This is a genomic window from Streptomyces sp. NPDC030021 (genome assembly GCF_055574035.1).
Genome location: NZ_JBVIAH010000019.1, coordinates 1 through 26,582, shown reverse-complemented (window position 1 = coordinate 26,582; position 26,582 = coordinate 1). Strand labels below are relative to the sequence as shown.

At 71.7% G+C, this 26,582-nt stretch carries 24 protein-coding genes and 2 tRNA genes; 17 read left to right on the top strand and 9 right to left on the bottom strand.

Annotated features, from left to right (window positions below; translation table 11 throughout):
• Positions 1 to 39: 39 nt before the first annotated feature.
• Positions 40 to 1,350 carry a lysine N(6)-hydroxylase/L-ornithine N(5)-oxygenase family protein gene (locus ACZ4YL_RS30800; protein WP_468121095.1) on the bottom strand — a complete coding sequence of 437 codons (1,311 nt, stop codon included), beginning with the start codon at positions 1,348 to 1,350 and terminating at the stop codon, positions 40 to 42.
• A 318-nt stretch (positions 1,351 to 1,668) separates the two neighbouring features.
• Between ACZ4YL_RS30800 and ddaH the strand changes: the two genes are divergently transcribed.
• The 11 genes from ddaH to ACZ4YL_RS30745 all read left to right on the top strand — a co-directional run bounded on the left by ddaH (position 1,669) and on the right by ACZ4YL_RS30745 (position 12,843).
• Positions 1,669 to 2,535 (top strand): dimethylargininase, encoded by an 867-nt coding sequence (gene ddaH / locus ACZ4YL_RS30795; protein ID WP_382510533.1) that lies wholly within the window; start codon positions 1,669 to 1,671, stop codon positions 2,533 to 2,535.
• A 107-nt stretch (positions 2,536 to 2,642) separates the two neighbouring features.
• Positions 2,643 to 3,197, top strand: a complete 555-nt coding sequence (locus ACZ4YL_RS30790) for a methylated-DNA--[protein]-cysteine S-methyltransferase (RefSeq protein WP_468121094.1) — start codon at positions 2,643 to 2,645, stop codon at positions 3,195 to 3,197.
• 32 nt (positions 3,198 to 3,229) lie between these two features.
• On the top strand, positions 3,230 to 3,985 hold the full coding sequence (locus ACZ4YL_RS30785) for a 2OG-Fe(II) oxygenase (RefSeq protein WP_468121093.1): 756 nt from the start codon (positions 3,230 to 3,232) through the stop codon (positions 3,983 to 3,985).
• A 275-nt stretch (positions 3,986 to 4,260) separates the two neighbouring features.
• Positions 4,261 to 5,346, top strand: coding sequence for a 50S ribosomal protein L11 methyltransferase (locus ACZ4YL_RS30780; RefSeq protein WP_468121240.1), 1,086 nt, complete (start codon positions 4,261 to 4,263; stop codon positions 5,344 to 5,346).
• 78 nt (positions 5,347 to 5,424) lie between these two features.
• Positions 5,425 to 6,840, top strand: coding sequence for an iron-containing redox enzyme family protein (locus ACZ4YL_RS30775; RefSeq protein WP_468121092.1), 1,416 nt, complete (start codon positions 5,425 to 5,427; stop codon positions 6,838 to 6,840).
• Positions 6,831 to 7,205 (top strand): Rieske 2Fe-2S domain-containing protein, encoded by a 375-nt coding sequence (locus ACZ4YL_RS30770; protein WP_468121091.1) that lies wholly within the window; start codon positions 6,831 to 6,833, stop codon positions 7,203 to 7,205. Before ACZ4YL_RS30775 ends, ACZ4YL_RS30770 begins: the two co-directional genes overlap by 10 nt.
• A 123-nt stretch (positions 7,206 to 7,328) precedes the next feature.
• Positions 7,329 to 8,579 carry an ATP-grasp domain-containing protein gene (locus ACZ4YL_RS30765; protein ID WP_468121090.1) on the top strand — a complete coding sequence of 417 codons (1,251 nt, stop codon included), beginning with the start codon at positions 7,329 to 7,331 and terminating at the stop codon, positions 8,577 to 8,579.
• Positions 8,576 to 9,862 (top strand): MDR family MFS transporter, encoded by a 1,287-nt coding sequence (locus tag ACZ4YL_RS30760; protein ID WP_468121089.1) that lies wholly within the window; start codon positions 8,576 to 8,578, stop codon positions 9,860 to 9,862. The genes ACZ4YL_RS30765 and ACZ4YL_RS30760 overlap by 4 nt, the downstream gene beginning before the upstream one ends.
• Positions 9,863 to 9,924: 62 nt before the next feature.
• Positions 9,925 to 10,884 (top strand): alpha/beta hydrolase, encoded by a 960-nt coding sequence (locus ACZ4YL_RS30755; RefSeq protein WP_468121088.1) that lies wholly within the window; start codon positions 9,925 to 9,927, stop codon positions 10,882 to 10,884.
• Positions 10,871 to 12,166, top strand: coding sequence for an ATP-grasp domain-containing protein (locus ACZ4YL_RS30750; protein ID WP_468121087.1), 1,296 nt, complete (start codon positions 10,871 to 10,873; stop codon positions 12,164 to 12,166). The genes ACZ4YL_RS30755 and ACZ4YL_RS30750 overlap by 14 nt, the downstream gene beginning before the upstream one ends.
• A 20-nt stretch (positions 12,167 to 12,186) precedes the next feature.
• Complete coding sequence (locus tag ACZ4YL_RS30745; protein WP_468121086.1) at positions 12,187 to 12,843, top strand: LysE family translocator; 657 nt, start codon at positions 12,187 to 12,189, stop codon at positions 12,841 to 12,843.
• A 29-nt stretch (positions 12,844 to 12,872) separates the two neighbouring features.
• Here ACZ4YL_RS30745 and ACZ4YL_RS30740 read toward each other — a convergent pair whose 3' ends face one another.
• Positions 12,873 to 15,059 carry a BTAD domain-containing putative transcriptional regulator gene (locus ACZ4YL_RS30740; protein ID WP_468121085.1) on the bottom strand — a complete coding sequence of 729 codons (2,187 nt, stop codon included), beginning with the start codon at positions 15,057 to 15,059 and terminating at the stop codon, positions 12,873 to 12,875.
• Between the two features lie 481 nt (positions 15,060 to 15,540).
• Here ACZ4YL_RS30740 and ACZ4YL_RS30735 point away from each other — a divergent pair, with 481 nt between their 5' ends.
• From ACZ4YL_RS30735 to ACZ4YL_RS30720, 4 genes are all read left to right on the top strand, one after another.
• Positions 15,541 to 16,191 (top strand): RNA polymerase sigma factor, encoded by a 651-nt coding sequence (locus tag ACZ4YL_RS30735; RefSeq protein ID WP_468121084.1) that lies wholly within the window; start codon positions 15,541 to 15,543, stop codon positions 16,189 to 16,191.
• Complete coding sequence (locus tag ACZ4YL_RS30730; RefSeq protein ID WP_468121083.1) at positions 16,188 to 16,964, top strand: MGMT family protein; 777 nt, start codon at positions 16,188 to 16,190, stop codon at positions 16,962 to 16,964. Before ACZ4YL_RS30735 ends, ACZ4YL_RS30730 begins: the two co-directional genes overlap by 4 nt.
• A 157-nt stretch (positions 16,965 to 17,121) precedes the next feature.
• Positions 17,122 to 17,586, top strand: coding sequence for a hypothetical protein (locus ACZ4YL_RS30725; protein WP_468121082.1), 465 nt, complete (start codon positions 17,122 to 17,124; stop codon positions 17,584 to 17,586).
• Entirely contained in the window at positions 17,583 to 19,082 is a 1,500-nt protein-coding gene (locus tag ACZ4YL_RS30720) for an FAD-dependent monooxygenase (RefSeq protein WP_468121081.1), read from the top strand. The genes ACZ4YL_RS30725 and ACZ4YL_RS30720 overlap by 4 nt, the downstream gene beginning before the upstream one ends.
• Before the next feature lie 52 nt (positions 19,083 to 19,134).
• Here ACZ4YL_RS30720 and ACZ4YL_RS30715 read toward each other — a convergent pair.
• Positions 19,135 to 19,207 (bottom strand) — tRNA-Ala (locus ACZ4YL_RS30715).
• Between the two features lie 163 nt (positions 19,208 to 19,370).
• On the opposite strand from ACZ4YL_RS30715, the gene ACZ4YL_RS30710 reads away from it, so the two are divergent.
• Together ACZ4YL_RS30710 and ACZ4YL_RS30705 are read left to right on the top strand one after the other, a co-directional pair.
• Positions 19,371 to 19,919, top strand: a complete 549-nt coding sequence (locus tag ACZ4YL_RS30710; protein WP_468121080.1) for a helix-turn-helix domain-containing protein — start codon at positions 19,371 to 19,373, stop codon at positions 19,917 to 19,919.
• 44 nt (positions 19,920 to 19,963) lie between these two features.
• Positions 19,964 to 21,256, top strand: coding sequence for a serine/threonine-protein kinase (locus ACZ4YL_RS30705; RefSeq protein WP_468121079.1), 1,293 nt, complete (start codon positions 19,964 to 19,966; stop codon positions 21,254 to 21,256).
• Here ACZ4YL_RS30705 and ACZ4YL_RS30700 read toward each other — a convergent pair.
• The 6 genes from ACZ4YL_RS30700 to ACZ4YL_RS30675 all read right to left on the bottom strand — a co-directional run.
• A complete protein-coding gene (locus ACZ4YL_RS30700) occupies positions 21,243 to 22,550 on the bottom strand; it encodes a hypothetical protein (protein ID WP_468121078.1) in 1,308 nt (435 codons plus the stop codon). The two genes, ACZ4YL_RS30705 and ACZ4YL_RS30700, sit on opposite strands and share 14 nt — an antisense overlap.
• Before the next feature lie 122 nt (positions 22,551 to 22,672).
• Positions 22,673 to 22,807 (bottom strand): DLW-39 family protein, encoded by a 135-nt coding sequence (locus ACZ4YL_RS30695; RefSeq protein WP_208809277.1) that lies wholly within the window; start codon positions 22,805 to 22,807, stop codon positions 22,673 to 22,675.
• Positions 22,808 to 22,951: 144 nt separating this feature from the next.
• A tRNA-Ile gene (locus ACZ4YL_RS30690) sits at positions 22,952 to 23,025 on the bottom strand.
• Positions 23,026 to 23,143: 118 nt separating this feature from the next.
• Positions 23,144 to 23,776 (bottom strand): DUF3566 domain-containing protein, encoded by a 633-nt coding sequence (locus ACZ4YL_RS30685; protein WP_468121077.1) that lies wholly within the window; start codon positions 23,774 to 23,776, stop codon positions 23,144 to 23,146.
• Positions 23,777 to 23,779: 3 nt separating this feature from the next.
• Positions 23,780 to 26,386 (bottom strand): DNA gyrase subunit A, encoded by a 2,607-nt coding sequence (gene gyrA / locus ACZ4YL_RS30680; RefSeq protein WP_468121076.1) that lies wholly within the window; start codon positions 26,384 to 26,386, stop codon positions 23,780 to 23,782.
• 43 nt (positions 26,387 to 26,429) lie between these two features.
• The coding region (locus ACZ4YL_RS30675) for a hypothetical protein (protein WP_468115648.1) at positions 26,430 to 26,582 on the bottom strand (153 nt) is incomplete at its 5' end.

The following is a 26,582-nucleotide window of genomic DNA, read 5'->3' as shown; positions in this document are numbered from 1 at the left end:
CTCGTCGGACGGGTACGGCTCGTGAGGGGTGCGCGGGTCTCAGACCGCGCCGGCGAGCGCGAGCTCGCGCGGGGCCGGGGCCTCCGCGGAACGGCTCCGGCGGTGCGCCAGGATGTCCTGGGTGATCTCGGCGGAGCGGCCCGCGAGCACGCTGAGCAGCGAGTCGGCGATGCCGTGGGTGGCCTCGTTGACGCCCTGCAGGTAGCAGGCGGCGGTCGCCGGGCGGCCGAGGTCGAGCCGGTAGTTGCGGCTCACGTTGATCGCCTCGACACCGATCGACTCCGCGAGGGCCTTGACCGCCCACGGCATCTCGCGGACGAAGCCGGTGCCCAGGAGCACCAGGTCCGTGCGCATCTCCCGCTCGGCTCCCGACTTGCGGTCGACGAGGGTCAGGACGACCTCGTCGCCGTCCATGCGGGCGCCGGTCACGTCCGTCATGGGGTGCATGCCCAGGCGCTCCTGCCCGGAGCGGCGGTCCTGGTAGAACTGCCGGTACAGGCCGTCGAGCGTGGCGGGGGAGAGACCGCCGTAGTTGGAGCGGTACATCTCGCCGAGGAGCTGCTGGCGGGCCTCGGGCGAGGAGCCGTAGAACTCGTCGATGAAGGACGTGTAGTAGAGCTCGTTGGTGAACTTGCTGCTCTCGTAGCCGTTCAGACCGATGGAGCGCATGATCATCGTCGGCTTGCACTCGGGCAGGTCCCGCAGCGCGGCGCCGAACAGCTCGGCCGCGCTCTGCGCGCCGCCGATCACCGCGACGCGGTGCGGCAGGTCGGCCCGCACGTCGGCGATGCGGTGCGTGTACTGGGTGCTGTGGATGACGCGCTCGGCCGGCAGGCCGTCGAACACGGCGGGGACGTGGGCGTCCCGGCCCGCACCGATCACGAGGTAGCGGCAGCCGATGGTGTCGCCGTCGGCAAGGGTGACCAGCCAGCCGGCGATCTCGCCGTCGTCGCCCGTCACCGCCTCGACGCCGGCGCATTCGCGGCCGTATTCGACCTGCACCGTCTCCAGTTCATTGGCGACCCACTGCAGGTACTCGGATATCTCGCTGCGGTAAGGCACGAAGCTCGCCAGGTTGACGAAAGCGTCGAGACGTTCCTGCGAGTGAAGGAAATTGACGAAGGAAAATCTGCTGCACGGATTGCGCATGGTGACCAGGTCCTTGAGGAAGGACACCTGGCTGAGCGCGTCGGGCAGCAGCATGCCGCGCTGCCACACGATGTCCTGCTCGCGCTCGATCAGCAGGGTGTCACCGGCCAGCTCGGGTGCGAGCTCCTCGACGGCGACCGCCAGCGCCAGGTTCGCCGGGCCTGCGCCGACTGCGAGCAGTTCGACATTGCGATGCGCCATGGAAGTACCTCCAGATGGAACAGGTGGACAGGTTCGTACGGTCAGGCAGGACGGTTCGCGTCCTTGCGTTGCCTCCCGGGTGATGACCACATTCCATGGCAGTGCCCGATTGCCCGGAAGCCGTCTCGGCCACGGACAATCAACTCGGCGGCGGCCCTCGCGGGCGCGTTGATTGGCCGGTGTCCACGATTACTTCCGGTCAACTCCGAGCCCCATTTCCATGGGGTCTTGTGATCAGTTGCGTCACACGCATCCGGCTGGCCGAACCATCCCTCGGGCAGCCGGGCTTCCATCGAAACCCCATGAGAAGGAGCCCTCGTGCCGCTCACCGAGCCCATCACCCCTGCCGGCGCGCTCTACCGTTCCGAGAGCCCCACACGGGTCGCCACGCGCCGACGTCTGCTGATGTGCCGTCCCCGGCACTACGACGTCACGTACTCGATCAACCCGTGGATGAACCCGCAGCACGCCACGGACAACGCGCTCGCCGTCAGCCAGTGGGAGGGCCTGCGCGACCTGTACCTCGAACTCGGCCACGTGGTCGAGGAGATAGACCCCATCGAGGGCCTGCCCGACATGGTGTTCGCGGCCAACGGCGCCACCGTCGTCGACGGCAAGGTCTACGGGGCCCGGTTCCGGCACGCGGAGCGCACCGCCGAAGGGCCCGCGTACCTGCGGTGGCTGGAGGGGCGCGGCTACACGGACACGCTGTGGCCCGAATTCGTCAACGAGGGCGAGGGTGACATCCTCACCGTCGGCCGCCGCCTGCTGGCCGGTACCGGCTTCCGCACGGACCCGCGTTCCCACGCGGAGGCGCAGGAGTTCTTCGGCCTCCCGGTCACCTCGCTGACCCTGGTGAACCCGGAGTACTACCACCTGGACACCGCGCTCTCCGTGCTGTCCGAGGACGAGGTCATGTACTACCCGGCCGCCTTCTCCCAGGGCAGCCAGGCCGTACTGCGCGCCATGTTCCCCACGGCGGTCCTGGCCACCGCCGAGGACGCGGCCGTCTTCGGCCTCAACGCCTTCTCCGACGGCCGCCACGTGCTCCTGCCCGCCGCGGCCACCGGCCTGCACGCCAAGCTGCGGGCGCGCGGTTTCGAGCCGATCGGGGTCGAGCTCTCCGAGCTGCTCAAGGCCGGCGGCAGCGTCAAGTGCTGCACGCTGGAACTGCGCGATCGCTGACCGCGCAACCCTTTCGGCGGCGACGGTGTTTCTACCGTCGCCGCACGGCCCTGGCGGTGGGCCGGGTCGTGACGAACGAAGATCATGACGAACGAAGGAGTCCCGCCATGCCGACCCCCGGTCCGCTCAGCGCTGCCACCGCGACGGTGGAGATCCATCCCACGGCCTTGGGGCCGCTCGTGCTGGCGGCGACGGACGACGCGCTCGTGCTGTGCTGCTACGGCACCACCGAGGAAGCCGCGGAGCGCCTGGGCCGGGCCGGACTGCGCCCGGCCGGACCGGGGGAGGCGGGCGCACCGGGGCACAAGGTCCTGGACGAGGCCCGGGAACAGATCGACGCGTACCTGGCCGGGACGCGCCGGGACTTCACCGTCGCGACGGACCTGCGGCTCGCCACCCCGTTCAGCCGGCGCACCAACCTGATGCTCGCCGAGTTCGTCCCGTACGGGCGCACCGCGACCTACGCGGAACTCGCCCGGGCGCTGGAGCGGCCCGGCGCCGCGCGTGCCGTCGGCACGGCGCTGGGAGCGAATCCGCTGTGCGTGGTGCTGCCCTGCCACCGGATCATCGGCTCCACGGGCAGTCTCAGCGGCTACGCGGGAGGGCTGGAGGCCAAGCGCCATCTGCTCGCCCTCGAAGCCGCGGCCGCGCCGGCCGCCTGAATCCGTCCTCCCCGCCGCAGAAAGCAGAGCATGTGAGTGCGTACGAGCCGTCCCAGCTCCCCGGCCTCGAACTGCCCGGCCCGGTCTTCGCCCCCTCCGCGCCCGGAACCCTCGACTGGACGCGGCTGGCCGCGGAACTGAACACCGAGGGGGTGGCGGTGACCCCGCCGCTGCTGTCGGCCGAGCAGTGTGCGGAGCTGCGGGACCTCTTCGACCACCCCACGGCCTTCCGCAGCACCGTGACCATGGCGCGGCACCGCTTCGGCGAGGGCCTCTACCGCTACTTCGCCTACCCGCTGCCCGAGCTCGTCCAGGACCTGAGGGAGCGGCTGTACCCGCCGCTCGCCCTGATCGCCAACGACTGGGCGCGGCGTCTGGGGCAGCCGGCCTTCGCCCCCGACCACGAGGGGCTGGTCGAGGCGTGCGCGGCCGCCGGGCAGCACCGCCCGACCCCGCTCCTGCTCCGGTACGGGCGGGGCGGCTACAACTGCCTGCACCAGGACGTCTACGGTGACCTGACCTTCCCGCTCCAGGTGGCGATCATGCTCGACCGCCCGGACGAGGACTTCACCGGCGGGGAGAGCGTGTTCGTCGAACAGCGCCCGCGCGCCCAGTCCCGCCCGCTCGTCAGACGGCCGACCCAGGGCCAGGGCCTGATCTTCACGGTCGACCACCGTCCGGTGCGCTCGGTGCGCGGCTGGAGCCGGGTGACGCTGCGGCACGGCGTGAGCGCCGTCCTCAGCGGGCAGCGCCACGTGCTGGGCGTCATCTTCCACGACGCGCGCTAGGGGATGTCTATACCGGGAGGCGGCGGAATCAACCGGTCCGAGGACCCGGTTTCTGCCGCCTCGTTCCAGTGGACCGGCGGAACCCGCGGTTCCCGCGGGTCAGCGCCCCGTACGGCGCGCCCGCCCCCGGCAGAACCGCCGCTCGCGCTGGAGTTCCGCTGAAGTTCCGCACCACCGGGCTTCCGTACGGTCGCCTTGCGACGGAGCGCCGATCTTGACGAGCCGTCGTGCACCACGGCTGATCGGGCGGTCCAACGTGAGGAGCGGTGGCGAACATGCAGCACGTCCAGGGCGCACAGGTCGCGACATCAGGGCACGATCCCGGACCCGGCGGTCCGAACCTGTCGGTCAACAGCTCTCAACACCGGCTCATCACCGCGTCCCTGCAATCGCTGGCGCAGGAGATGAACGACATCGCCGAGCAGGCGTCCGCCCTGCTCACGACACCGGCGGGCCGTCCGTCGACCGACTCCGAGGTCTTCGCCCGGATCGCCCGCAGAACCGTTCCCCGCTGGCACTTCGCGATGCTGAACGACACCGAGCGCAATGACGCCCTGGCCGGCGCCCTGGCTCGTGGGATCCCATCCGGAGCGACCGTGCTGGACATCGGCTCGGGGAGCGGGCTGCTCGCCATGGCGGCGGCCCGGGCGGGCGCGGCCCGCGTCATCACCTGCGAGATGAATCCGCTGCTCGCGGAGGTGGCCCGGCAGGTGATCGACGCCCACGGCTTCAGCGACGTCATCACGGTGATCGGAAAGCCGTCGACCTCGCTGGAGACCGGCCGTGACCTCGACGGCCCGGTGGACGTACTGGTCTCGGAGATCGTCGACTGCGGGCTCATCGGCGAGGGCCTGCTGCCGTCCATCCGGCACGCCCGACGGCATCTGCTGAAGCCCGGCGGGATCATGTTCCCCTCCGCGGCCCGGATCCTGGGCCGGCTGGTCAGCAGCGAGGACATCCTGCGGCTCAACCAGGTCACGACGGCCGGCGGATTCGACGTCTCGCTGATGAACACGCTGTCCACCCGGGGCCACCTCCCGGTGCGCCTCGGCACCTGGCCCCACCGGTTCCTGTCCGAGACCGCCACGGTCGTGGAGTTCGACCTGGCCGAGGACCCCCTGGAGCCGGGCGAACGCCAGGTCGACCTCACCGCGAGCACCGACGGGGAGGCGCACGCCCTGGTCGTCTGGTTCGAGCTGGACATGGCGGCCGGCACCACGCTGACCAACTCCCCGGAGAACACCCGGTCGCACTGGATGCAGGGCTGGGTCCCGCTGGAGAAGTCCGTCCAGGTGAAGGCGGGCGAGAGCGTCCCGCTCCGGCTCCGGTGGAGCGACTTCTCCCTCAGCGTGCACGTCTGACGCCCGACCGACACCGCCTGCGGACCCACCCCGCGCCGCCGGCCGTACCTCCTGCGCATCCGGACCAAGGAGAACGCAATGAGTCACGTACCGCAGCACGTCCCGTTCGAACTCAGCGGCACCGAACTGCGCGATGCGATCGTGCAGTACGCCACGAACCCGATCTTCCTCGACAACCTGGACTGGCAGAACGACGACAACCCCTACCGTCGCCAGCTGCGCCCGCAGGTCCTGCCGCACCTCGACTTCGACAAGGTGCCGGGCCGGGAGAACATCCTCGACTACACGAGCCTGGCCGTGCAGCGCCTGCTCACCTCGATCTACGAGGCGGACCTGGTGTTCTTCCCCAAGTCCGGCCTGGAGGGCAAGGAGGAGGACTTCCGCGCGTTCTACAGCCCGGCCAACCGGGCGCTCGGGGAGCGAATACGCCCGGCTCTGGAGCGGTACGCCTTCGGTTTCCTCGACGACGAGGTCGAGACGTCCGGGAAGTGGACCAGGGCGAGCCTGGACAGCTACCTCGACTCGCTCGACATGGGCGGCGGCGAGGGACTGTCACCGATCGAGGCGGCCGTCACCGGCTCCACCGACCCCGAGCGCGCCGCCCGCATGTGGCTGGTGCAGTTCGCCCCCGACTTCCTGTCCGAGGCGTCGCCGATGATGCGCAACGTCCTCGGCTACTACGGACCGGTGCAGTCCGAGTGGTTCAAGGTCGTCATCGACGAGTACGGCTACGGCGTGCACGACACCAAGCACAGCACCCTGTTCGAGCGGACGCTGGAGTCAGTCGGCCTGCAGTCCGACCTCCACCGGTACTGGCAGTACTACCTCAACAGCAGCCTGCTGCTGAACAACTACTTCCACTACCTGGGCAAGAACCACGAGCTGTTCTTCCGCTACGTCGGCGCCCTGTTCTACACCGAGAGCTCGCTGGTGGACTTCTGCCGGCGCGCCGACCGCCTGCTGCACGGCATCTTCGGCGACTCCGTCGACACCACCTACTTCACCGAGCACGTCCACATCGACCAGCACCACGGCCGCATGGCGCGCGAGAAGATCATCGCGCCGCTCATCGAGGCGCACGGCGAGGGGATCATCCCCGAGATCGTCCGGGGCATCGAGGAGTACCGGGTGCTCCTGGAGGTCGCCGACAAGGACTTCGTCGCGCAGATCTCCTGGATGGACGACCAGCCGGAGCTCAAGAAGCTGCACGGTCCCGTCTACGAGGCCATCAGGGAAGGCCGGGTCCAGGCGCCGGTGGCGCACCTGGTCGAGCCGTTCAACGAGCTGTCGAACACGCACTGCCACGAGGGCGACGAGCTCTGCCACATCGTCTCCGGCACCATGCGCTTCGAGAGCGGGCTCGGCTCGTCGCTGACGCTGGAGGCGGGTGAGGGAGTCGTCATCCGGCGCAACCGGCTGCACGGCGCCGACATTCTGTCCGAGGAGTGTGTCTACGAGATCCACTCGGTGGGGGATTACCGCAAATGCCTGTAGTGAGCTTCCCCGTCGCGGGGCGGGACAACTGCGTGGTCGTCTCCGGGACGGCGTACGTGTACGCCACGGTCGGCGGCCGCGGCTTCGTGATGAACGCCCAGTGCCCCCACCGCGGCGGCCCGCTCCACCTGGCCGGTGTGACGCCGGACGCCGGCCGGCTGATCTGCCCCTGGCACGACCGCAAGACGTCCGCGGCGCGGCTGCGGGCCGAGGTCCCGGCCGTACGGACCGGGAACCGGGTCACGGCGGTCTTCCCCGACCGGCCCGCCCGCGCCGCGACGGCCCCGGCCGACGTATGCGGCCGCACCAGCCGTGAGTACCGGCCATTGTCGGCCGAACTCGCCCGCCCGGGTGCGGCGGTCTGATCCCATCCCGTTGCACCCGGCGCCGGACACCCGGCGCCGGGTGCAACGGCCCGGACCGCCCCGGTGTTCTACAGGTGGCGGCGCACCGGCCGAAGGCATCACGACGAACGAGGAGTGTGGACCATGGCGTGGGACGGCGAGAAGCCGCTTCTGCTGCTGATCGGAAGCAGCGGTCAGCGCAGCAGGGAGTTCATTCTGCGGACGGTGAGCACGCGTTACGCGTTATGGCTCCTCCAGCCCGCTCCGGTGAGTTGGGAAGAGCCGTACGTCGTGGGCTCCACGACCGTGGACAACACCGACCCGCAGGCGCTGACGGCGGCCGCCCGGCAGTTGGCCGCCGAGCACGACGTGGCCGGCGTGTTCTGCTACGACGAGGGGCTCGTGACCCCCGCCGCGCACGTGGCACAGGCGCTCGGGCTGCCGGGCAACTCCCCCGAGTCCGTCATCGCCTGCCGGGACAAGGCCGCCACGCGCTCCGCGCTGGAGACGGCCCGGGTGCCGCAGCCGGCCTCGATCGGCGTACGGTCCCTGGCCGAGGCCCGGGCGGCGGCGGAGAAGATCGGCTTCCCCGTCGTGCTGAAGCCGCGCGGGCTGGCCGGCGGGATGGGCGTGCGCAAGGCCGACGGCCCCGATGACGTGGAGAACGCCTACCGGGCGGCCTCCGGCGCCTCCTACCCCGGTGTTCCCGTCTTCGACGTGTCGGTGCTCGTCGAGGAGTTCGCCGACGGCCCCGAGATCAGCGTCGACGCGGTCTTCTTCGACGGGGAGTGCGTGCCGCTCGTCGTCGCCCGCAAGCAGGTCGGCCTGGCGCCCTTCTTCGAGGAGACGGGTCACGAGGTCGACGGGGCCGACCCGCTGCTGACCGATCCCGGGCTGCTGGAGGCGCTGCGGTCCGCGCACGCCGCGCTGGACTTCCACACCGGCGTCAGCCACACGGAATTCCGCATCACCGCAGGCGGACTGCGCCTGATGGAGGTCAACGCCCGCCTCGGCGGGGACATGATCCCCTACCTCGGGGAGCTGGCCACCGGTGTCGACGTCGCGATGGCGGCGGCGGACACCGCCGCGGGGGTCCGCCCGGACACCGGGGTCCGCCACCGCAAGGCCGCGGCCATCGCCTTCCTGTACCCGGACGAGGACATCGAGATCGATGCCGTGACCGTCCACGAGGACCGCTTCCCGGCCGGTGTCCACAGCGCCGACGCGATGGCGGGCCCCGGCGCGGTGCTGCGTCTGCCGCCGCGCGGCTACATCTCCCGCTACGCCCGCGTGATCGCCCTCGCCGACTCGGTCGAGCAGGCCCGCACCGCCCTGCTGAGCGCCCCCGAGATCGTGGAGCTCGACTCCCGCCCGGTGGAGGTACCCGCTCCGTGACGAACACCGGACACGACTCTCCGGAGGGCCGCAAGGCCGCCCGGCCGTCCGTCGTACAGACCCTGCGCGGGATCCCGGGACCGATCTGGCTGGTCCTGGCCGGCATGCTGATCAACCGGCTGGGCAATTTCCTCCAGATCTACCTGGTGCTCTACCTCACCGACAAGGGCTTCAGCACGTCCGCGGCCGCCTTCGCCCTCGGTGCGTACGGGGTCGGCTCGGTCGTCGGCGTCCTGGCGGGCGGCTCGATCTCGGACCGGGTCGGCTACGCGTGGACCATCGTCGGATCGATGGCCCTCGCCGGCCTGCTCACCCTCAGCCTGGTCTTCCTCGACAGCCTGCCCGTGGTGATCACGGTGGCCGCCGTGATCGGCATCGCGGCCCAGGCCTACCGGCCCGCCTCCTCGGCGCTGCTGGTGGAGGCCACCCCCGAGGAACACCACGTGATGGTGTTCGCGGTCTACCGCATGGCGTTCAACCTCGGCACCACCGCGGGCCCGCTGCTCGGCGCCCTGCTCATCAGCTACTCGTACAACCTGATGTTCTATATCGACGCGGTGACCTCGGTCGGCTTCGCCCTCTTCGCCCTGGTCCTGGTCCGCACGGGCACGACCCCCGGTCCCGGTGCCCGGGACCCGCAGGCCGACGGCGCGTCGTACCTGGCCGTACTCCGCGACCGGCGCTACCTGCTGTTCCTGCTGGCGCTGTTCCTCAACGCCGTCGTCTACATCCAGCACACCTCCGCGCTGCCGCTCCAGCTCAAGGCCGACGGCCACGGACCGACCTTCTACTCCACCCTGCTCTCGCTGAACGCGGCCATGGTCATCTGCCTGGAACTGCTGTTCACCAAGTACGTGCAGCACCTCCCGGGCCGGTTCGCCGTCGCGCTGGGCGTCGGTCTCGTCGGCGTCGGCATGAACCTGTACGTGGCCGGTCCCGGCATGGCCATGTTCGTGATCGCGACGGTGGTGTGGACGGTCGGCGAGATGATCGGCACCCCGACCGCCTCCGCCTGGCCCGGCAAGGTCGCCCCCGCGCACCTGCGGGGCCGCTACATCGCGGCCTCCGCCTTCCCGATGCAGATCGGCTACGCGGTCGGCCCGGTGATCGGCATCGCGGCGTGGCAGGCCTCGGCCGCCTCCGTGTGGTGGCTGTGCGGAGCACTGACCGCCGTCGCCGTCGTCGTCACCCTGATCGGCATGGCCGAACCCCCCGCCGGCCGGCAGCAGCGGACCGCGGACGCCGAGCCGGCCGCCGCGCCGGCGCCCGCCGAAACCTCCTGAGCCCTCTCCCCCGTGCCGCGGTTCGCCGGCACGCCGTGATCCGGAAGTGAGCGAAGCTGCCCATGGCCTACGCAGACGGCATCGAGAATTTCGTGAAGACGGTCGACGGCGCCCTGCCGCCGGACTTCTACACCTACCCCGTCGAACGACAGCGCGCCCTGTACGACGGGCTGACCGAGGTCCTCCCGATCCCCGTGCCCGAGGGCGTCAGCCACCGGGACGCGAGCGTCACCCACGGCGGCCGGACCGCCCGGATCCGCATCTACGAGCCGGCCCGGCGCACCGGCGACGCCGTGCTGTTCTACATACGCGGCGGCGGCTTCGTCATCGGCTCCCTCCACAGCCACCACAGCCTGGTCGCCGAACTCGCCCACCGCACCGGCCTGGTGGCGATCGCCCTCGACTTCGGCATGGCCCCGGAGAACCCGCACCCCGGCCCGCTGGAGGACTGTTACGCCGGACTGTGCGGCACGCTGGCCGACCTGCCCGGGCTCGGGCTCGACGGCATCGACCCCGAGGGCGCGGTGCTCTGCGGGGAGAGCTCCGGAGCCAACATGGCCGTCGTCCTCTCGATGATCGCCCGCGACCGGGGCGGCCCCCGGCTGCGCGGCCAGGCGGTGATCAGCCCGGTGCTCGACTTCACCCGGTGGCGGCACGGCGGCGAGGACGCGCCCCTGCTCTCCGGCGGGGAGATGGAGTTCTACACCGCGTGCTACTGCCCGGAGCCCGGACAGGCGGAACTCCCGTACGTCTCGCCGCTGCTCACCGGCACCTTCCACGACCTGCCGCCCGCCTACGTCGTGGGCTGCGAGATGGACTCGCTGCGCGTGGACGCCGAGAAGTACACCGCCCGGCTGCGGCAGAACGGCACGCCGGTGACGTACGTGATGGAGGAGGGGATGGTGCACGCCCCGGTGCGCGCCCGCCGGATCAGCGAGCCGGCCGGGAAGTTCTTCGCGCGCTACTGCGACGCCGTGGCCGCCCTGGCGGCCGGAGAGGCGGCCGGCCGTGACGAGCGCTGAGCGGACCCCGGACGCACCGCAGGGCCCCTGCGTGATCGTGGACCCGTACTCCTCGGGGGCCCTGTTCGCACAGACGCTGGCCGATCACGGCGTCCCGGTGGCGGCGGTGGTCACCGGCCCCCGGCCGCCGGAGGCCTACGCCTCTTCCTACCAGCCGCAGGACTTCCCCGAGATCATCGTCTACGAGGGCGACCTGGAGGCCGTCGCGGAGCGGCTGCGGGCGCTGGACCCGCGCTGCGTGGTGGCGGGCTGCGAGTCCGGGGTGGAACTGGCCGAACGGCTCGCCCCGCTCGTGACGCCCGAGCGGTGCAACGTCCCCGGACTCGCGGCGGCGCGCAGGGACAAGAGCAGCATGGCGGATGCCGTCGCGGCGGCGGGCCTGCCGGTCATCCCGCAGATCTGCACCGCCGACGCCGACGAGGTGGCGGCCTGGCTGGAGCGCGAGGGCCTGGCCGGGGCGGACCTGGTCGTCAAGCCGCCCAAGAGCGCCAGCACGGACGGTGTGATCAAGCTGGCGGGCGGCGAGGACTGGCGGACGGTGTTCGCGCGCCAGCTCGGCCGGGTCAACCAGTTCGGCGAGGTCGACGACCGGCTCCTGGTCCAGAAGTTCGTCACCGGCACCGAGTACGTGATCGACACCTTCAGCCACGACGGCAAGCACGCCGTGGTCGACGTGTGCGCCTACCGCAAGGTCGACAACGGTCCGCACATGGCCGTCTACGACACCATGCGATGGCTCCCGCCGGACGATCCGGCCCTGCCCGGCCTCACGGAGTACGTCTTCGGCGTCCTGGACGCGGTGGGCCTGCGCTTCGGCTCGGCCCACGTCGAGGTGATGGGCACGGCGGAGGGACCGCTGCTCATCGAGCTCGGTGCCCGGCCGCACGGCGGCGGCCAGCCGCGGTTCAACCGCAACGCCACCGGCGACAGCCAGATCGACCGGACCGTGCGCTGGCTGACCGGGGGTGAACTCCCGCAGAGCTACGAGCTGCTCGTCCACCAGATGTGCGTCTTCCACATCGCGCCCCGCTCCGGAACCGTCCACGGCACGGCCGCCCTGGACGGCGTCCGCGACCTCCCCAGCCACCACTTCTCGGTCCAGAACCTGTCCGACGGCGACCACGTCCCCGCCACCCGGGACCTGGTCGACAGTCTCAACTTCGGATTCGTGATCCTCGCCCACCCCGACGCCGGGCAGATCCAGCGGGACTACGAGGCCGTCCGGGCCGCGGAACGCCTGCTTTCCATCGAGGAGCAGCGATCAACACCGCCGCTTTCCTGATCAGCTCCCTGGTGGTGATCATGACGCCCGGGCCCGATCTCGTCATGATCACCAACCTGGTGCTGAACGGCTCCCTGCGGGTGGCCACCGCCGCCGCCCTCGGCATGATCACCGCGGGGGCCGTCCAGGCCGGGCTCGGCGCGGCCGGGCTGGCCGCGCTCCTCGCGGCCAGCCCCGGGCTCTTCGCGGCCTTCCGCTGGGCCGGCGCGGTGGTGCTGCTCGGCTGGGCCGTGCTCGCCGTGCGGCGGGCCACCGGCCGGGCCGGCGCCGGGGCCCCGGCGCCGTCCCCCCAGGCCACGGTCGCGGTCCCCGCGCACGCGACGGGCGAACCGCCCGCCGGCCCCCCGCCGTCCGGACGAGCGGCCGGCCACGCCGGCCCTTCGGTGCGCCAGGCCTTCGGGCAGGGCCTGCTGTGCACCGGGTCCAATCCCAAGGTGGGCATCTTCCTGATGGCCTTCCTGCCCCAGTTCGTGCCCGCGGGCATGGCCCCCGAGGCCGGCGTCCCGCTGCTGGCCGCCTGCTACCTGGCCCTGGGCCTGCTCTGGCTCCTCACCTGGATGAGGGTGGTCCACCGGCTCGCACCGCACCTGCGCTCACCGCGGGTGCTGCGGATCGCCGACAGCCTCACCGCCGCCGTGTTCGGGCTCTTCGCGGTCCGGCTGGCGCTCGGCGGGTGACCCGGCCGCCCGCCTGCGCCCCGCTGCGGTCACACCGACCGCAGCGGGCACTGCGCGTCCTCCGACAGCGCCAGTCTGCGCGCATAGCGCAGCAGCGGAGCGGGGAGCGAGAACCGGTTGGGCGCGCACTCCCGGAGCAGGCTCACCCCGACCAGGCGGCGCAGTGCGCGCGTCGCCTCCAGCGGAGTCGTCCCCGCCAGGTCCGCCATGGCGTAGCCGCTGACGAGCCGTCCCTCGGTCCGCGCGAACAGCCGGAACCAGCGGCGCAGGGGCTCCGGCAGGGACACGTAGGAGAGTTCGAACGCCGCGTGGACCGCGGTGAACAGGTCGTCCGTCTCGACCGGCAGCTCCCGGAACGCCCCGGCCTCCTGCAGCTCCACGCAGAGCTGGGCGATCCCGACCCGTGGATGCTCCTCCAGACGGGCCGCGAGCAGCCGGATCGCCAGCGGCAGACCTCCGCACTGCCGGTTCAGCGCCCGCGCGGCCAGTGGTTCGGCGTCCACCCGCCCGCTGCGCAGCAGCCGGGACAGCAGGGTGAGCGCCTCGTCCTCACCGAGCACGTAGAGGTCGAGCCGCGGCACACCGTCCCGGGCCACCAGTCCCGGCAGGGTGTCGCGGCTGGTGACGAGGACCGCGCAGCCGGCCGCGCCCGGAACGAGCGGACGGATCTGGCTCTCCTCGCGCGCGTTGTCCAGCACGATCAGCATCCGCCGGTCCGACAGCAGGGTGCGGTACAGGTTCGCGGCCTCGTCCAGGGACCGGGGGAGCTCCCCGTCGGGGACGCCCAGGGCGCGCAGGAACGAGGCGAGGACCTCCTGCGGGTGCAGCGCCCGCCGGTCGGCGTACCCGTGCAGGTCGACGTACAACTGCCCGTCCGGGAACCGTTCGCGCACCCGGTGCGCCCAGCGCACGGCCAGCGCCGTCTTGCCCACCCCGGGGAAGCCGGTGACCAGCACGGCCGGGACCTGCCCGACCCGCTCGCCGGTGGGCAGGAGCAGCCGGTCCAGCCGTTTCAGCTCGGCGGCGCGGCCGACGAACCCCGGGCTCACGGCCGGCGTCTGGGACGGCCGGGGCCTCGGCGCGGGCGCGGCCGGCCGGGGCACGGGTGCGGCCGGCACGTCGAACGCGGCCCACGCGGCCGCCGGTCCCGTCCGCGGCCACGGCAGCTCCTGGTGCAGGATCCGCAGGTGGGCGCGGCGCAGTTCGTCACCCGGCTGGACGCCCAGCTCCCGGTCGAGTCCGCGGGCCACCTCGGAGTAGATCTTCAAGGCCTCCCGCTGCTCCCCGCAGCTCGCCAGCACCAGCATCAGCCGCGCCTGGAGTCCCTCGTGCAGCGGTTCCTCCTCCGTGGCACCGCGCAGGGCCCCCAGCACCCGCTCGGGGCGCCGCACCTGCAGGGAGAGGTCCGTGTAGAGCAGCAGGCTCTCCACCCGCTGCCGGGCGGCCGCCATGGCGGCGGGATGGTGCGGCAGCAGCGGTTCGCCGGCCAGCAGCGGGCCGCGCCAGCAGCCGTAGGCGCGTTCGGCCAGCTCGTGGGCCGCTTCCGCGTCCCCGGCCCCGTGCGCCTGCCTCGCCCGTGCCCACAGGTCCTGGAACTGGGTCAGGTCGACCTGGTCGCGCTCCAGTTCCAGCACGTAGCCGGTGTGCGTGCGCGCCAGGAACGAGGGGGCCAGTGCCCCCTCCCGGCCGCCGGGGAGCAGCAGCACCCGGCGCGCCTGGCTGACGTAGGTGTGCACCAGGTTCTGGTACGAACGCGGCGGGTCCTTCGGCCACAGCGCGTGGGTGATCTCCCCCAGGCCGGCCGCCTCGGGGTACCGCAGGGCGAGCAGGGCCAGCAGGCGCCGCACCTTGGCCGCGTGGACGTGGGTCTCGACGCCTCGGTACCGGACGGACAGCGGACCGAGGATGCCGATGTGGAGCCGCTCGCTCCCCGGGCGTACGGGCTCACGCGCGGGCGGCGCCAACTGCCGTGCGGTGTCCGCGTCGAGGCCCAGCACACGGGCCAGGAGCCGCACGGTCCGCGTCTGGGGCCGGTGCACCCGGCCGTGCTCGATGTCCCGCAGGACCCGCACGCTCACCCCGGCGCGTTCCGCCAGCTCGCGCTGGGTCAGTCCCTCCCGTCCCCGGAACGAGAGAAGCCGTTCGCCGAACGACCAACTGCCGCTGTTTAAGTCCTCGTCCGGGGTCGCCGTGCCGCGGACACGGTTCCCCATCATGCCTGGAATGCGGGAACGGCCGAAAGGAAGGCAGGAAGGAAACGTCTTGTGAATCGTTTTTCCATTGCTGTGTGCAGAACGGTCGCCACCACGCCTCCCCCGAGACCTCGCCGGATCTTGACCAACCCGGACCGTGAGCGACCCGGCTGAGCGCCCACAACTCGTTCGCAACTCTAGCTTCGCGGTGCGACCACTGGTCAAGGGGCTCGCCCCCTTTGTTCCGAACCGGTCGCATCGCACCCCTTGCACCTCCGGTTTTCGGAATCCCTCTAATACCGGCCAGGTGGCGAGAAATAGCCAGTCCCTCACGATCTCACCCGAACACGATCTCCGTCACGCCCCGGAAAGGTCGCACCGCGCGCCCGATATCCGGATGACGTAAAGGGAACCGGATATCGCACCGAATGCGAATGGCAGGCAAAGTAGAAGAACTTTTCCGTGAGGCGCAACGTTCTCACGCGGCCCGGTGTTCACAAGGAGGATGGACGAGACGACTCTCCCGCTGACGGAACTGCTCGCGACCGACCTGGACGACGGGTTCACCGAACTCGTACGCACCCAGGCCGGCACCGTGCGCTCCGTCCTGCTGCGTCTCTCCGGCTCGGCGCGGGACGCCGACGACCTGGGCCAGGAAACGTTCCTGCGCGCCTACTCCGCCCTGCGCGAGTACCCGCCCGAGCGCCGCGGGCAGCTCCAGCCGCGCGCCTGGCTGCTGACCATCGCCGCCAACGTGTGGCGCAACCACGTCCGCACCCTGAGCCGGCGGCCCGGCGTCGCCGACGGCATCGAGGTGACCGCCATCGAGATCCCGGACGGCTCCCCCGGGCCGGAACAGCGCGCGCTCGACGGAGCGCGCCGGGCCCGGCTGGTGGCCGCGCTGTCCGGACTGCCGGACCACCACCGGCTGCCCGTGGTCCTGCGGCACATCGGAGAGCTGAGCTACCAGGAGGTGGCCGCGATCCTGGACTGTCCGGTCGGCACGGTGAAGGCCCAGGTGTCGCGGGGACTCGCCGCCCTGCGCGCGGAGCCGGGCCTGGCCGCCGACCGCAGGACGTACGGGGCGGCCGGGGGAACGACGGCGAAGACGGCACACGAACCGGCCCGGACGGAAAGGAAGGAGGCGACGGGATGAGACTGCCGGACGAGTTGGACACGTTGCGCGAGGCGGCACCCGCGGGGTTCGCGGCACGCGTGCTGGACCGCGTCGGCGTTCCGGCCCATCGCTACGACTGCTACGTGCGGGCCGATTCCCCGGTCGGCCCCCTCTACGTCGCCCACGGGCGGGGCGCGGTGACCGGCGCCGCCGCGACGGACTGGTACGCCGACGACCGGGCCTTCGAGGACGCCTACCGGTCCCGGACCCAGCGGTCGGCGCTCTCCGGGGTCAAGCCCCCGCCGGGTCTGGCGCGGGCCCTGCGCGGCCGGGACCGGACCCTGCGCTACGAATTCGGGCCGCTCGCCGACGAACAGCGCGCCGTCCTGCAGGCGACCCGGGCCATCCCGTTCGGGCAGCTCCGTCCGGCGGCCTGGCTGGCCCGCGAGGCCGGAATGCCGGGTCTCGCACCCGAGACGGTCCTGGCGGCGGTCCGGGCCAACCCCGTCCCGGTGCTCGTGCCGGCGCACCGGCTGTGCACGGACGACGGGCTCCCGGCGGACTGCGGGCTGCCGGCCGGGTTCGAACAGCGGCTGCGGGAGTGGGAGGGCGTGGACGCCGAGCGCGTGGAGCGGTTCGTGCGGGCGGGCGCGCGGTTCCTGGGCAGCGGCACCACGCGGATCTTCTGCTACCCGACGTGCGCGCACGCGCGCCGCATCACCGCCCGCCACGAGGTGCCCTTCACCTCGGCCGACGAGGCCTCCGCCGCCGGGTTCCGGGGCTGCCTCAGCTGCCGCCCGGCCGTCGTCTGACCTCCGGCCGACGGGCCGGTCCCGGGTCGGTCCCGGCCGGCCGGCTCATCCTCAGCGGTCGGCGGCGATCAGGTCGAGCAGGCCGGGGAAGCGCAGGTCCAGGTCCGCGCGGCGCAGCGTGGCCGCCCGGCTGTTGCCCCGGTCCACCTCACCCGACGTGACGGTCCTCGCCGTCGCCCTGCCGATGCTCGTCACCGGCGCCGGCATGGGCCTGTCGGCGGGGCTCGTGGACGGCCAGGTGCCGGAGATGGCCGACCCCGCCAAGGCGGGCATGGCGGCGGGCTTCCTCAACACCCTGCGGCTCGGCAGCGAGGCCATCGCCGTGGCGGTGTACGGATCGGTCCTCGCGACCGTGCTCCGCTCCCGCGTCGAGGACGGCATCGGCGGATACGCCGGCGCCGCGCAGGCGGACCAGGTCGCCGACCGGGCGGCCGGCGGTGACCTCGCCCGGGCCACCGAACTGTCCGGTGCGCTGGACACCGAGGGCTTCGCCCACTTCCTCGCCCGGTCCTACGACTCCGCCTTCCACACCGTCCTGTGGGCACTCGCGGCGGTCTGCGCCGTCCTGTGCGCCGTGATCGCCATCCTGCTGCGCGGCAGCTCCCCCAGGAGGACCGCATGACCCACGCCCACACCCACACCCAGGTCCTGGTCGTCGGGGGCGGGCCCGTCGGGATGCTCGTCGCCGCCGAGCTCGGGCACCACGGCGTCTCCACCGTCCTGCTCGAAGCCGAACCGCGGACCGTCGACCGGCCCAAGGCCGGCACCCTGCACGCCCGCACCGCGCAGGGCCTGGCCCGGCGCGGCCATCTGCCCGCGCCCGTCGCGACCGAGGAACTGCTGGGGCGCGGCCGCGCCGACGCGTTCCACTTCGCGGGCATGCCGGGACTCGCCATCACCGCCCCCGCCACCGAGCCCGGACCCGTGCTCGGCCGCTCCCAGGCCGACCTGGAACGGGACTTCGAGCACCGGGCCCGCGAACGGGGCGTCACCGTACTGCGCGGACACCGCGTGACCGACATCGTCCCGGGACCCGACGCCGTCCAGGTCACCGCCCAGGGGCCGGACGGCTTACGGCAGTTCACCGCCGAGTACGCCGTCGGTGCGGACGGCGCCCGCAGCACGGTGCGCGAGCGGCTCGGCTTCGCCGCGGACACCCACCCGGCCACCATGTCCGCCCTCCTCGGCCTGGTACGGCTGACCGACCCGGACAGCGTGCCGTACGGCTGGCACCGCACCCCGCGCGGCTGGACGGTCGCGGGCGTCTCCCCGTACGGACACAGCAGGTTCATCACGATGGACTTCCGCGGCCCGCACCCCGACCGGCACTCCCCGCTCACCCTCGACGAGCTGCGCCGGGAGGCCGAGCGCGTCATCGGCCACCGCGTGCCGATGGCCGACCCGCGATTCCTCTCCCGTTTCAGCGACTTCGCCCGGCTGGTGCGCCATTACCGCCAGGACCGGGTGTTCCTCGCCGGCGACGCCGCCCACATCCACTTCCCCGTGGGCGGGCAGGGCCTCAATCTGGGTCTGCAGGACGCGCTCAACCTGTCCTGGAAGCTCGCGCACACCCTCGCGGGCACCGCGGGCAAGGACCTGCTCGACACCTACGACGCCGAACGCCGGCCCGCCGGTCAGCGCGTCATCGACAACACCCGGGCCCAGCTCGCCCTGATGCGGCCGGACCCCGGGCTCGACCCCCTGCGCGACCTCGTCACCGAACTCCTCGCGATCGACGCGGTCAGCACCCACGTAGGCCACATGATCAGCGCCCAGGAGACGGTGTACCCCGCGCGCACCGGGCGCGGCTCCCGCTGGGAGGGCCGCTTCCTGCCGAACCTGCCGCTCACCACCAACGGCGGCCCGACCGACCTGACCCGGCTGCTGCTGCCGGGCCGTCCCCTCCTGCTCCTGCTCGGGGAGGCCGGCCGGGCCCACGGCGAGCAGGGCGCGGGCTGGACCCACGTGGTGCGCACGGTGTCCGCGACGTCGGCCCGGCCGCTGCCCTGGGACGCGGTCCTCGTCCGCCCCGACGGGTACATCGCCTGGGCCCCGGACGGCGGCTCCCTGGCCGGCGCCCTGGACCACTGGTTCGGCGAACCCCGTCGGCAGGCATGAAAAAAATGCCCTCCGGCACTGCGTTTACGCAGGTCGGAGGGCATTTGAGATGTGGAGCCTAGGAGATTCGAACTCCTGACATCTGCCTTGCAAAGGCAGCGCTCTACCAACTGAGCTAAGGCCCCATGGAAGTGGACGCACCGGTCCCCTGCGGGAGGTGTGGTCGTTCCGCAGAACAGACTACCGGGTGTACCCCCTCATCTCGCAAAATGATAGGGACTCCCGCCGTGCGACCACTCTCCGTAAGATGCTCGCGAGGTTCGCACCAGCGAAGGGGAGTAGATAAGAGTGGACGCAGTACAACAAGAGGCCACGGCCAGAGCCAGAGAGCTTCAGCGCAGTTGGTACGGGGAGCCGCTGGGAGCGCTCTTCCGCCGGCTCATAGATGACCTCGGCTTGAACCAGGCCCGCCTCGCTGCCGTCCTCGGACTGTCGGCGCCCATGCTGTCCCAGCTGATGAGCGGCCAGCGAGCCAAGATCGGGAACCCGGCCGTGGTCCAGCGCGTCCAGGCCCTCCAGAATCTCGCCGGCCAGGTGGCCGACGGTAGCGTCAGCGCGGGGGAGGCCACCGACCGGATGGACGAGATCAAGAAGACCCAGGGGGGCTCCGTCCTCAGCAACAGCGGCCAGACCACCACCAGCTCCGGCGCACCCACGGTCAAGCGGGTCGTCCGCGAGATCCAGTCGCTGCTGCGCTCGGTCTCCGCGGCCGGCGACATCATCGACGCGGCGAACACCCTCGCCCCCAGCCACCCGGAACTGGCAGAGTTCCTCCGGGTGTACGGCGCGGGCCGCACCGCCGACGCGGTCGCCCACTACGAGGCCCACCAGAACTGACACGCACGGGGGCGGACGACGGGTGACGGGGGACGGGCGCAGCGATGGGTGAGGTCTTCGCCGGTCGGTACGAGCTGATCGATCCGATCGGACGCGGTGGCGCAGGTGCCGTATGGCGGGCCTGGGACCACCGCCGCCGTCGCTACGTGGCCGCGAAGGTCCTCCTGCAGAGCGATGCACACACGCTCCTGCGGTTCGTACGGGAGCAGGCACTGCGGATCGACCATCCGCACGTACTGGCTCCGGCCAGCTGGGCGGCCGACGACGACAAGGTCCTCTTCACCATGGACCTGGTCGGCGGCGGCTCGCTCGGCCATGTGATGGGGGACTACGGGCCCCTGCCGCCCCGTTTCGTGTGCGGCCTGCTCGACCAGCTCCTGTCGGGGCTCGCGGCGGTGCACGCGGAAGGCGTGGTGCACCGCGACATCAAACCGGCCAACATCCTGATGGAGGCCACCGGAACCGGGCGGCCGCACCTGCGCCTGTCCGACTTCGGCATCTCCATGCGCAAGGGCGAGCCCCGGCTGACCGAGACCGACCTCGTGGTCGGCACGCCGGGCTATTTCGCCCCCGAGCAACTCCTGGGCGCCGAGCCCGACTTCCCCGCCGACCTCTTCGCCGTGGGGCTGGTCGCCCTGTACCTCCTCCAGGGCCGCAAGCCCGATTCCCGGGCACTGGTGGAGCACTTCTTCGCGCAGGGCACCCCGGGCGCCCCCGAAGGCGTTCCCGCACCGCTCTGGGACGTCATCGCCGGTCTCCTGCAGCCGGACCCCCAGAGCCGCTTCCGGACGGCCACAGGGGCGCGCAAGGCCCTTGCCGAGGCCGTGGAACTGCTGCCGCCGCCCGCCCCGGACGAGGATCCGGTGGAGGTGTTCGACCAACTCGGTCCGCTGCCGCCCGGATTCGGCCCGCAGGGCCCGCTGAGCACGGCGGCCGCGACCCCGCAGGCGCCCGCCGCCGAGGCCGTGGCACCGGGGGCTTCCGCCTCCGTGACGGTGCCCGCGGAGCCGATCCGGCCCGACCCGCGCGGTACGGCGGGGACGGCCCCGGTGGCCCGCACCGCGCCGACGACCCCGTACCCGGCCGCTCCCGCCTCTCCCACCGTCCCCGTCACCGCCGTCCCGGCCCAGGTGCCCGCGTACGGGCCTTCGGAGACGGGCAGCTTCCACCTGCCGCCGCCGAGCGCGCCGGCCGCCCCGGTCCCCTCGGCCCCCGCCGGGACGCCGGTCCGGTCGGGCGGCGGGATCGCCCCGCCCCCGGCGAAGGCGGTGGCCTCGCTGCTCGCCGCGGCGCTGCTCTGCTTCGCGGTGGGCGTCTGGGCCCTCACCCGGCTGTAGGACCGCGCCCCCGCCGCCCGAGCAGCGTCCAGCCGCCCAGCACCAGCAGCAGGACGGTCCCGGCACCGAATCCGGCGCCGGCCACGATCCGCATCGTGGAGTGCCGCTCGGCGGCCTCGGCGGCCTCCGGGGCGGTGAGCCCCTCCTCGGCCGCGGCCCGGTCCCCGTCGCCCACCCCGAAGCCTCCCGCGGCCGGACTGCCCTGGTACGCGGGCGCCTTGGCCGGCGTACCGGTGACGTCCAGGCGCAGGGTCAGCGGCACGGGCGCCGCGTCCTCGGTGAAATCGGCGACCTTCGCGCCCATGGTCACCGCCACGTAGTACCAGCCCGCGAGGGAGACCGGCTTCACGCCCGGGTCAGCTGCGAAGCGGTTCTCGTACGCGACGGGCGGGGTCTTCTCCAGGGTGATCCCGGCCTGCTTGCCGTCGTACGAGGTGTCCTTGTCGGAGATCAGGCCCCGGTACGGGCTGTAGAGGGACACGGTGAGCCCGCCCGAGGCGGAGCCGTAGGTCTTGGTCATCTTCGCCGCGGCCAGTTCGGCGCCGAGGCCCAGCTGCTGCCCCCAGTCCAGCGGGACCCGGTAGAAGCGGGTCTGCCCGGGCCGCATCTCGTCGCGCCACACACCGGCGCCCAGGGCGCGGGCGTCGTTGAAGCCGGTGCCGCCGCTGCGGGGCACCGCCTCGGTGCCGGGCAGCACGGGGGCGCCCGAGGGCCAGGTGCTGGGCGCGGTGGTGGGGACGGCCGCGCCGAGTCCGGGCTCCCGCTGGACCTTGATCTCCAGCGGCCAGGGGCTCTGGTCGTAGCCCTTGGCCGAGGTCCGCGTGACCTTGGCGTAGTAGACGCCCGCGGGCGCGCAGTCCTCGTCCTCGGCGCCCCGGCGGACGCCGGCGGCGCCGATCGGGTAGGGGTCGTAGCCGAAGTTCGCCCGGCCGGCGCTGCGCGGGCAGGAGCGCCCGGCGGTGGTCATGACCTCCACGGCGATGCCGTCGCCGCCGGAGACCTTCGCGCCCGCCGCGGGGCGGACGACGGCGGAGACGTAGACGTCGGACCCGTCCTGGCCGAGGACGAGCCGGTACACGCGTTCCCCGGGCCCGAGCGTGTCCTGGTAGACGTTCCCGGCCTCGATCTGCGGGGCGTCGGCCGTGGAGGGCTTGCCCTCGATCACCTTGGCGCCGTCCGCGGCCCGGTAGGTCGGCAGGGGCCCGGGCGCGGCCCCCTCGGCGTACGCGGCCCCCGGCGCTCCCGCCACCAGGCCCAGGGCCGCCGCCCACGCTGTCGTCCGTCCCCGAACCATCACGCCCACCCCGAGTTTGCTCGCGCAAGCCAAATCTTTACATAACGGAAGTTTTCGTCACAGAGCAGCACAAAGCCCCGGCCGCAGCGGCAGCCGGGGCTTCATGAGATCAGCCTTGGGTCTCACACACCGGAACCAGAGGGCACGGAGTCAGTTGCCTCCGTCCACAGGTCCTGCTCGGCGCGGTCCGCCTGGATCTGGCGGTACACGAGGAGCCCGCCGATGGCGGCCAGTGCGACCAGGAGCAGCTTCTTCACCGCGCGACCTCGTCTTTCGTTGACGTAGGGGACTTCTGGCGCCCAACAATACACACCGACCGATACCGATCGGTGACCTGCCGGTCCACCAACTGACCCAACGACAAAGACCCCCAGGCCTTGGCCTGGGGGTCTTCGACACTGTGGGGCTAACAGGATTTGAACCTGTGGCCTCATCCTTATCAGGGATGCGCTCTAACCAACTGAGCTATAGCCCCATCCGCGCTGCGCGCTGACTCCTGAAGATTAGCGCACAGACCCGGTCAGGCCAAAATCCGTTGTCCGGGGGCGTCTGCGCAGGTCATCCGACCCGTCGCGGGCGCCCGGGCGGAGGGCCTACTCGTCCTCGGCGAGGGTGAGCTCCACACCGCCGACGAAGCCCGCCGACAGGTTGTAGATGAACGCGCCCAGCGTCGCCAGTGCCGTCGCCAGCACCACGTCGATCACCGCGATGACCGATGTGAAGATCAGAACGCGCGGCAGCGACAGGAACGACTGGAGGTCGAAGCCGTTGCCCTCGTTCGAACCGGTCGCCTCGCTGATCGTGCCGCCGACGGTCGAGAAGACGCCCATCGCGTCCATGACCATCCACAGCACGGCCGCCGCCACGATCGTGCAGATGCCCAGCGCGATCGACAGCAGGAAGCTGACCTTCATCACCGACCACGGGTCGGCCTTGGCCACCCGCAGCCGCGCCTTGCGCGTGCGGGGGGCCGTACGGACCCCCGTGCGCGGCTTGCGCTGCGCGCCCGCTCCCGTGCCGCCCTGCGCCGTCGCGGGGCCCGAGGGCGCCGGGTAGGCCTGCGGCGGGTGGTACGGCTGTGCGGGCTTGTCCTGGCCGGCGTCCGCGCCGGCCGACGGCTTCGGACCTCGGGTGTCCGTCACGGTTCCCCCCTGGGAGTCCGCGGCAGGGCCACGGGCACCGTTCGCTCCAGTCTTGGCCGGTCCGGCGCCCGTGGCTCCACTCACGACTTACTCCTCGTGCTCCCCGGCCGAGGGCTGCGTGCCCTCGGCGGCCTCGGCGGCCTGTCCGTCGGCCACCTCGGTGTCGTTCTCGTCGGCCTCGACCTCGTCAGCTTCCTGACCGGCCTCGGCGTTCCGGGCGATGCCGACCACGGCATCGCGCTTGCCCAGGTTGATCAGCTGGACGCCCATGGTGTCACGGCCGGTCTCCCTGACTTCGTTGACGCGCGTACGAATCACACCACCGCCGAGCGTGATGGCGAGAATCTCGTCGCTCTCGTCGACCACGAGCGCCCCGACGAGCGATCCGCGGTCCTCCACGATCTTGGCGGCCTTGATACCCAGACCGCCACGGCCCTGGACGCGGTACTCGTCGACCGGCGTCCGCTTGGCGTAGCCGCCGTCGGTCGCGGTGAAGACGAACGTACCCGGCCTGACAACGTTCATGGAGAGCAGTTCGTCACCTTCTCGGAAACTCATGCCCTTCACGCCCGAGGTGGCGCGGCCCATCGGACGCAGCGCGTCGTCGGTGGCCGTGAAGCGGATCGACTGCGCCTTCTTGCTGATCAGCAGCAGGTCGTCCTCGGCGGACACCAGCTCCGCACCGATCAGCTCGTCGTCGCTGCCGTCCGCGGTCTCCCGGAGGTTGATCGCGATGACGCCGCCCGAGCGGGGCGAGTCGTAGTCCTTGAGCGCCGTCTTCTTCACCAGGCCGCCCTTGGTGGCCAGGATCAGGTAGGGCGCCGCCTCGTAATCGCGGATCGCGAGGATCTGGGCGATCTTCTCGTCCGGCTGGAAGGCCAGCAGGTTCGCCACGTGCTGCCCGCGGGCGTCGCGGCCGGCGTCCGGGAGCTCGTACGCCTTGGACCGGTAGACCCGGCCCTTGTTCGTGAAGAACAGCAGCCAGTGGTGCGTGGTGGAGACGAAGAAGTGGTCGACCAGGTCGTCCTGCTTCAGCTTGGTGCCGCGCACGCCCTTGCCGCCGCGCTTCTGCGAGCGGTAGTCCTCGGTCTTGGTGCGCTTGACGTAGCCGCCGTGCGTGATCGTGACGACGATGTCCTCTTCGGCGATCAGGTCCTCGATGGACATGTCACCGTCGAAGGGCACCAGCTTGGAACGCCGGTCGTCGCCGAACTTCTCGACGATGGCCGCCAGTTCCTCGCTGACGATGGTGCGCTGACGCTCCTCGGAGGCCAGGATCGCGTTGTACTCGTTGATCTTGGCCTGGAGCTCGTCGTGCTCGGCGACGATCTTCTGCCGCTCCAGGGCCGCGAGGCGGCGGAGCTGCATCTCCAGGATCGCGTTCGCCTGGATCTCGTCGATCTCCAGGAGGCCCATCAGGCCCTCGCGCGCGATCTCGACCGTGTTGCTGCGCCGGATCAGCGCGATGACCTCGTCGATCGCGTCCAGCGCCTTGAGCAGACCGCGCAGGATGTGGGCGCGCTCCTCCGCCTTGCGCAGGCGGAACTTCGTGCGCCGGACGATGACCTCGATCTGGTGCGTCACCCAGTGGCGGATGAACGCGTCGATCGACAGCGTGCGCGGCACGCCGTCCACCAGCGCCAGCATGTTCGCGCCGAAGTTGGTCTGCAGCTCGGTGTGCTTGTAGAGGTTGTTCAGCACGACCTTGGCGACGGCGTCGCGCTTCAGCACGATCACCAGGCGCTGGCCGGTCCGCGACGAGGTCTCGTCACGGACGTCGGCGATGCCGCCGACCTTGCCGTCCTTCACCAGGTCCGCGATCTTCTGCGCGAGGTTGTCGGGGTTGGTCTGGTACGGGAGCTCCGTGACCACCAGGCACTGGCGGTTCTGGATCTCCTCGACCTCCACCACCGCGCGCATCGTGATGGAGCCGCGACCGGTCCGGTACGCCTCCTCGATGCCCTTGCGGCCCACGACCAGGGCGCCCGACGGGAAGTCGGGGCCCTTGATCCGCTCGATGAGCGCGTCCTGGAGCTCCTCGTGCGTGGCCTCCGGGTGTTCCAGCGCCCACTGGGCGCCGGCCGCGACCTCGCGGAGGTTGTGCGGCGGGATGTTGGTCGCCATGCCGACGGCGATGCCGGCGCTGCCGTTGACCAGCAGGTTCGGGAAGCGCGCCGGAAGGACCGTCGGCTCCTGGTTGCGGCCGTCGTAGTTGTCCTGGAAGTCGACGGTCTCCTCGTCGATGTCCCGGAGCATCTCCATGGCCTGCGGCATGAGCTTGCACTCGGTGTAGCGCATCGCGGCCGCCGGGTCGTTGCCCGGGGAGCCGAAGTTGCCGTTGCTGTCCACCAGCGGCATGCGCATCGACCACGGCTGGGCCAGGCGGACCAGGGCGTCGTAGATCGAGCTGTCACCGTGCGGGTGGTAGGTACCCATGACGTCGCCGACGACACGGGCGCACTTGTAGAAGCCCTTCTCGGGCCGGTAGCCGCCGTCGTACATCGCGTACAGCACGCGGCGGTGCACCGGCTTGAGGCCGTCGCGCACGTCCGGCAGGGCGCGCGAGACGATGACGGACATCGCGTAGTCGAGGTAGGAGCGCTGCATCTCCGTCTCGAGCCCGACGGGCTCGATGCGCATCACGGGCTGCTCCTCCGCGGAGTTCTCTGCGGTAGGGGTGGTTTCGTCGGCCATTGCTGGTCAGAAGTCCTTTCAGGCGGCGGTCAGCGGAGCCGACTCAGATGTCGAGGAAGCGGACGTCCTTGGCGTTGCGCTGGATGAAGGAGCGCCGTGCTTCGACGTCCTCACCCATCAGCACCGAGAACAGGTCGTCGGCCTGCGCCGCGTCGTCCAGCGTGACCTGGCCGAGGACACGGTGGTCCACGTCCAT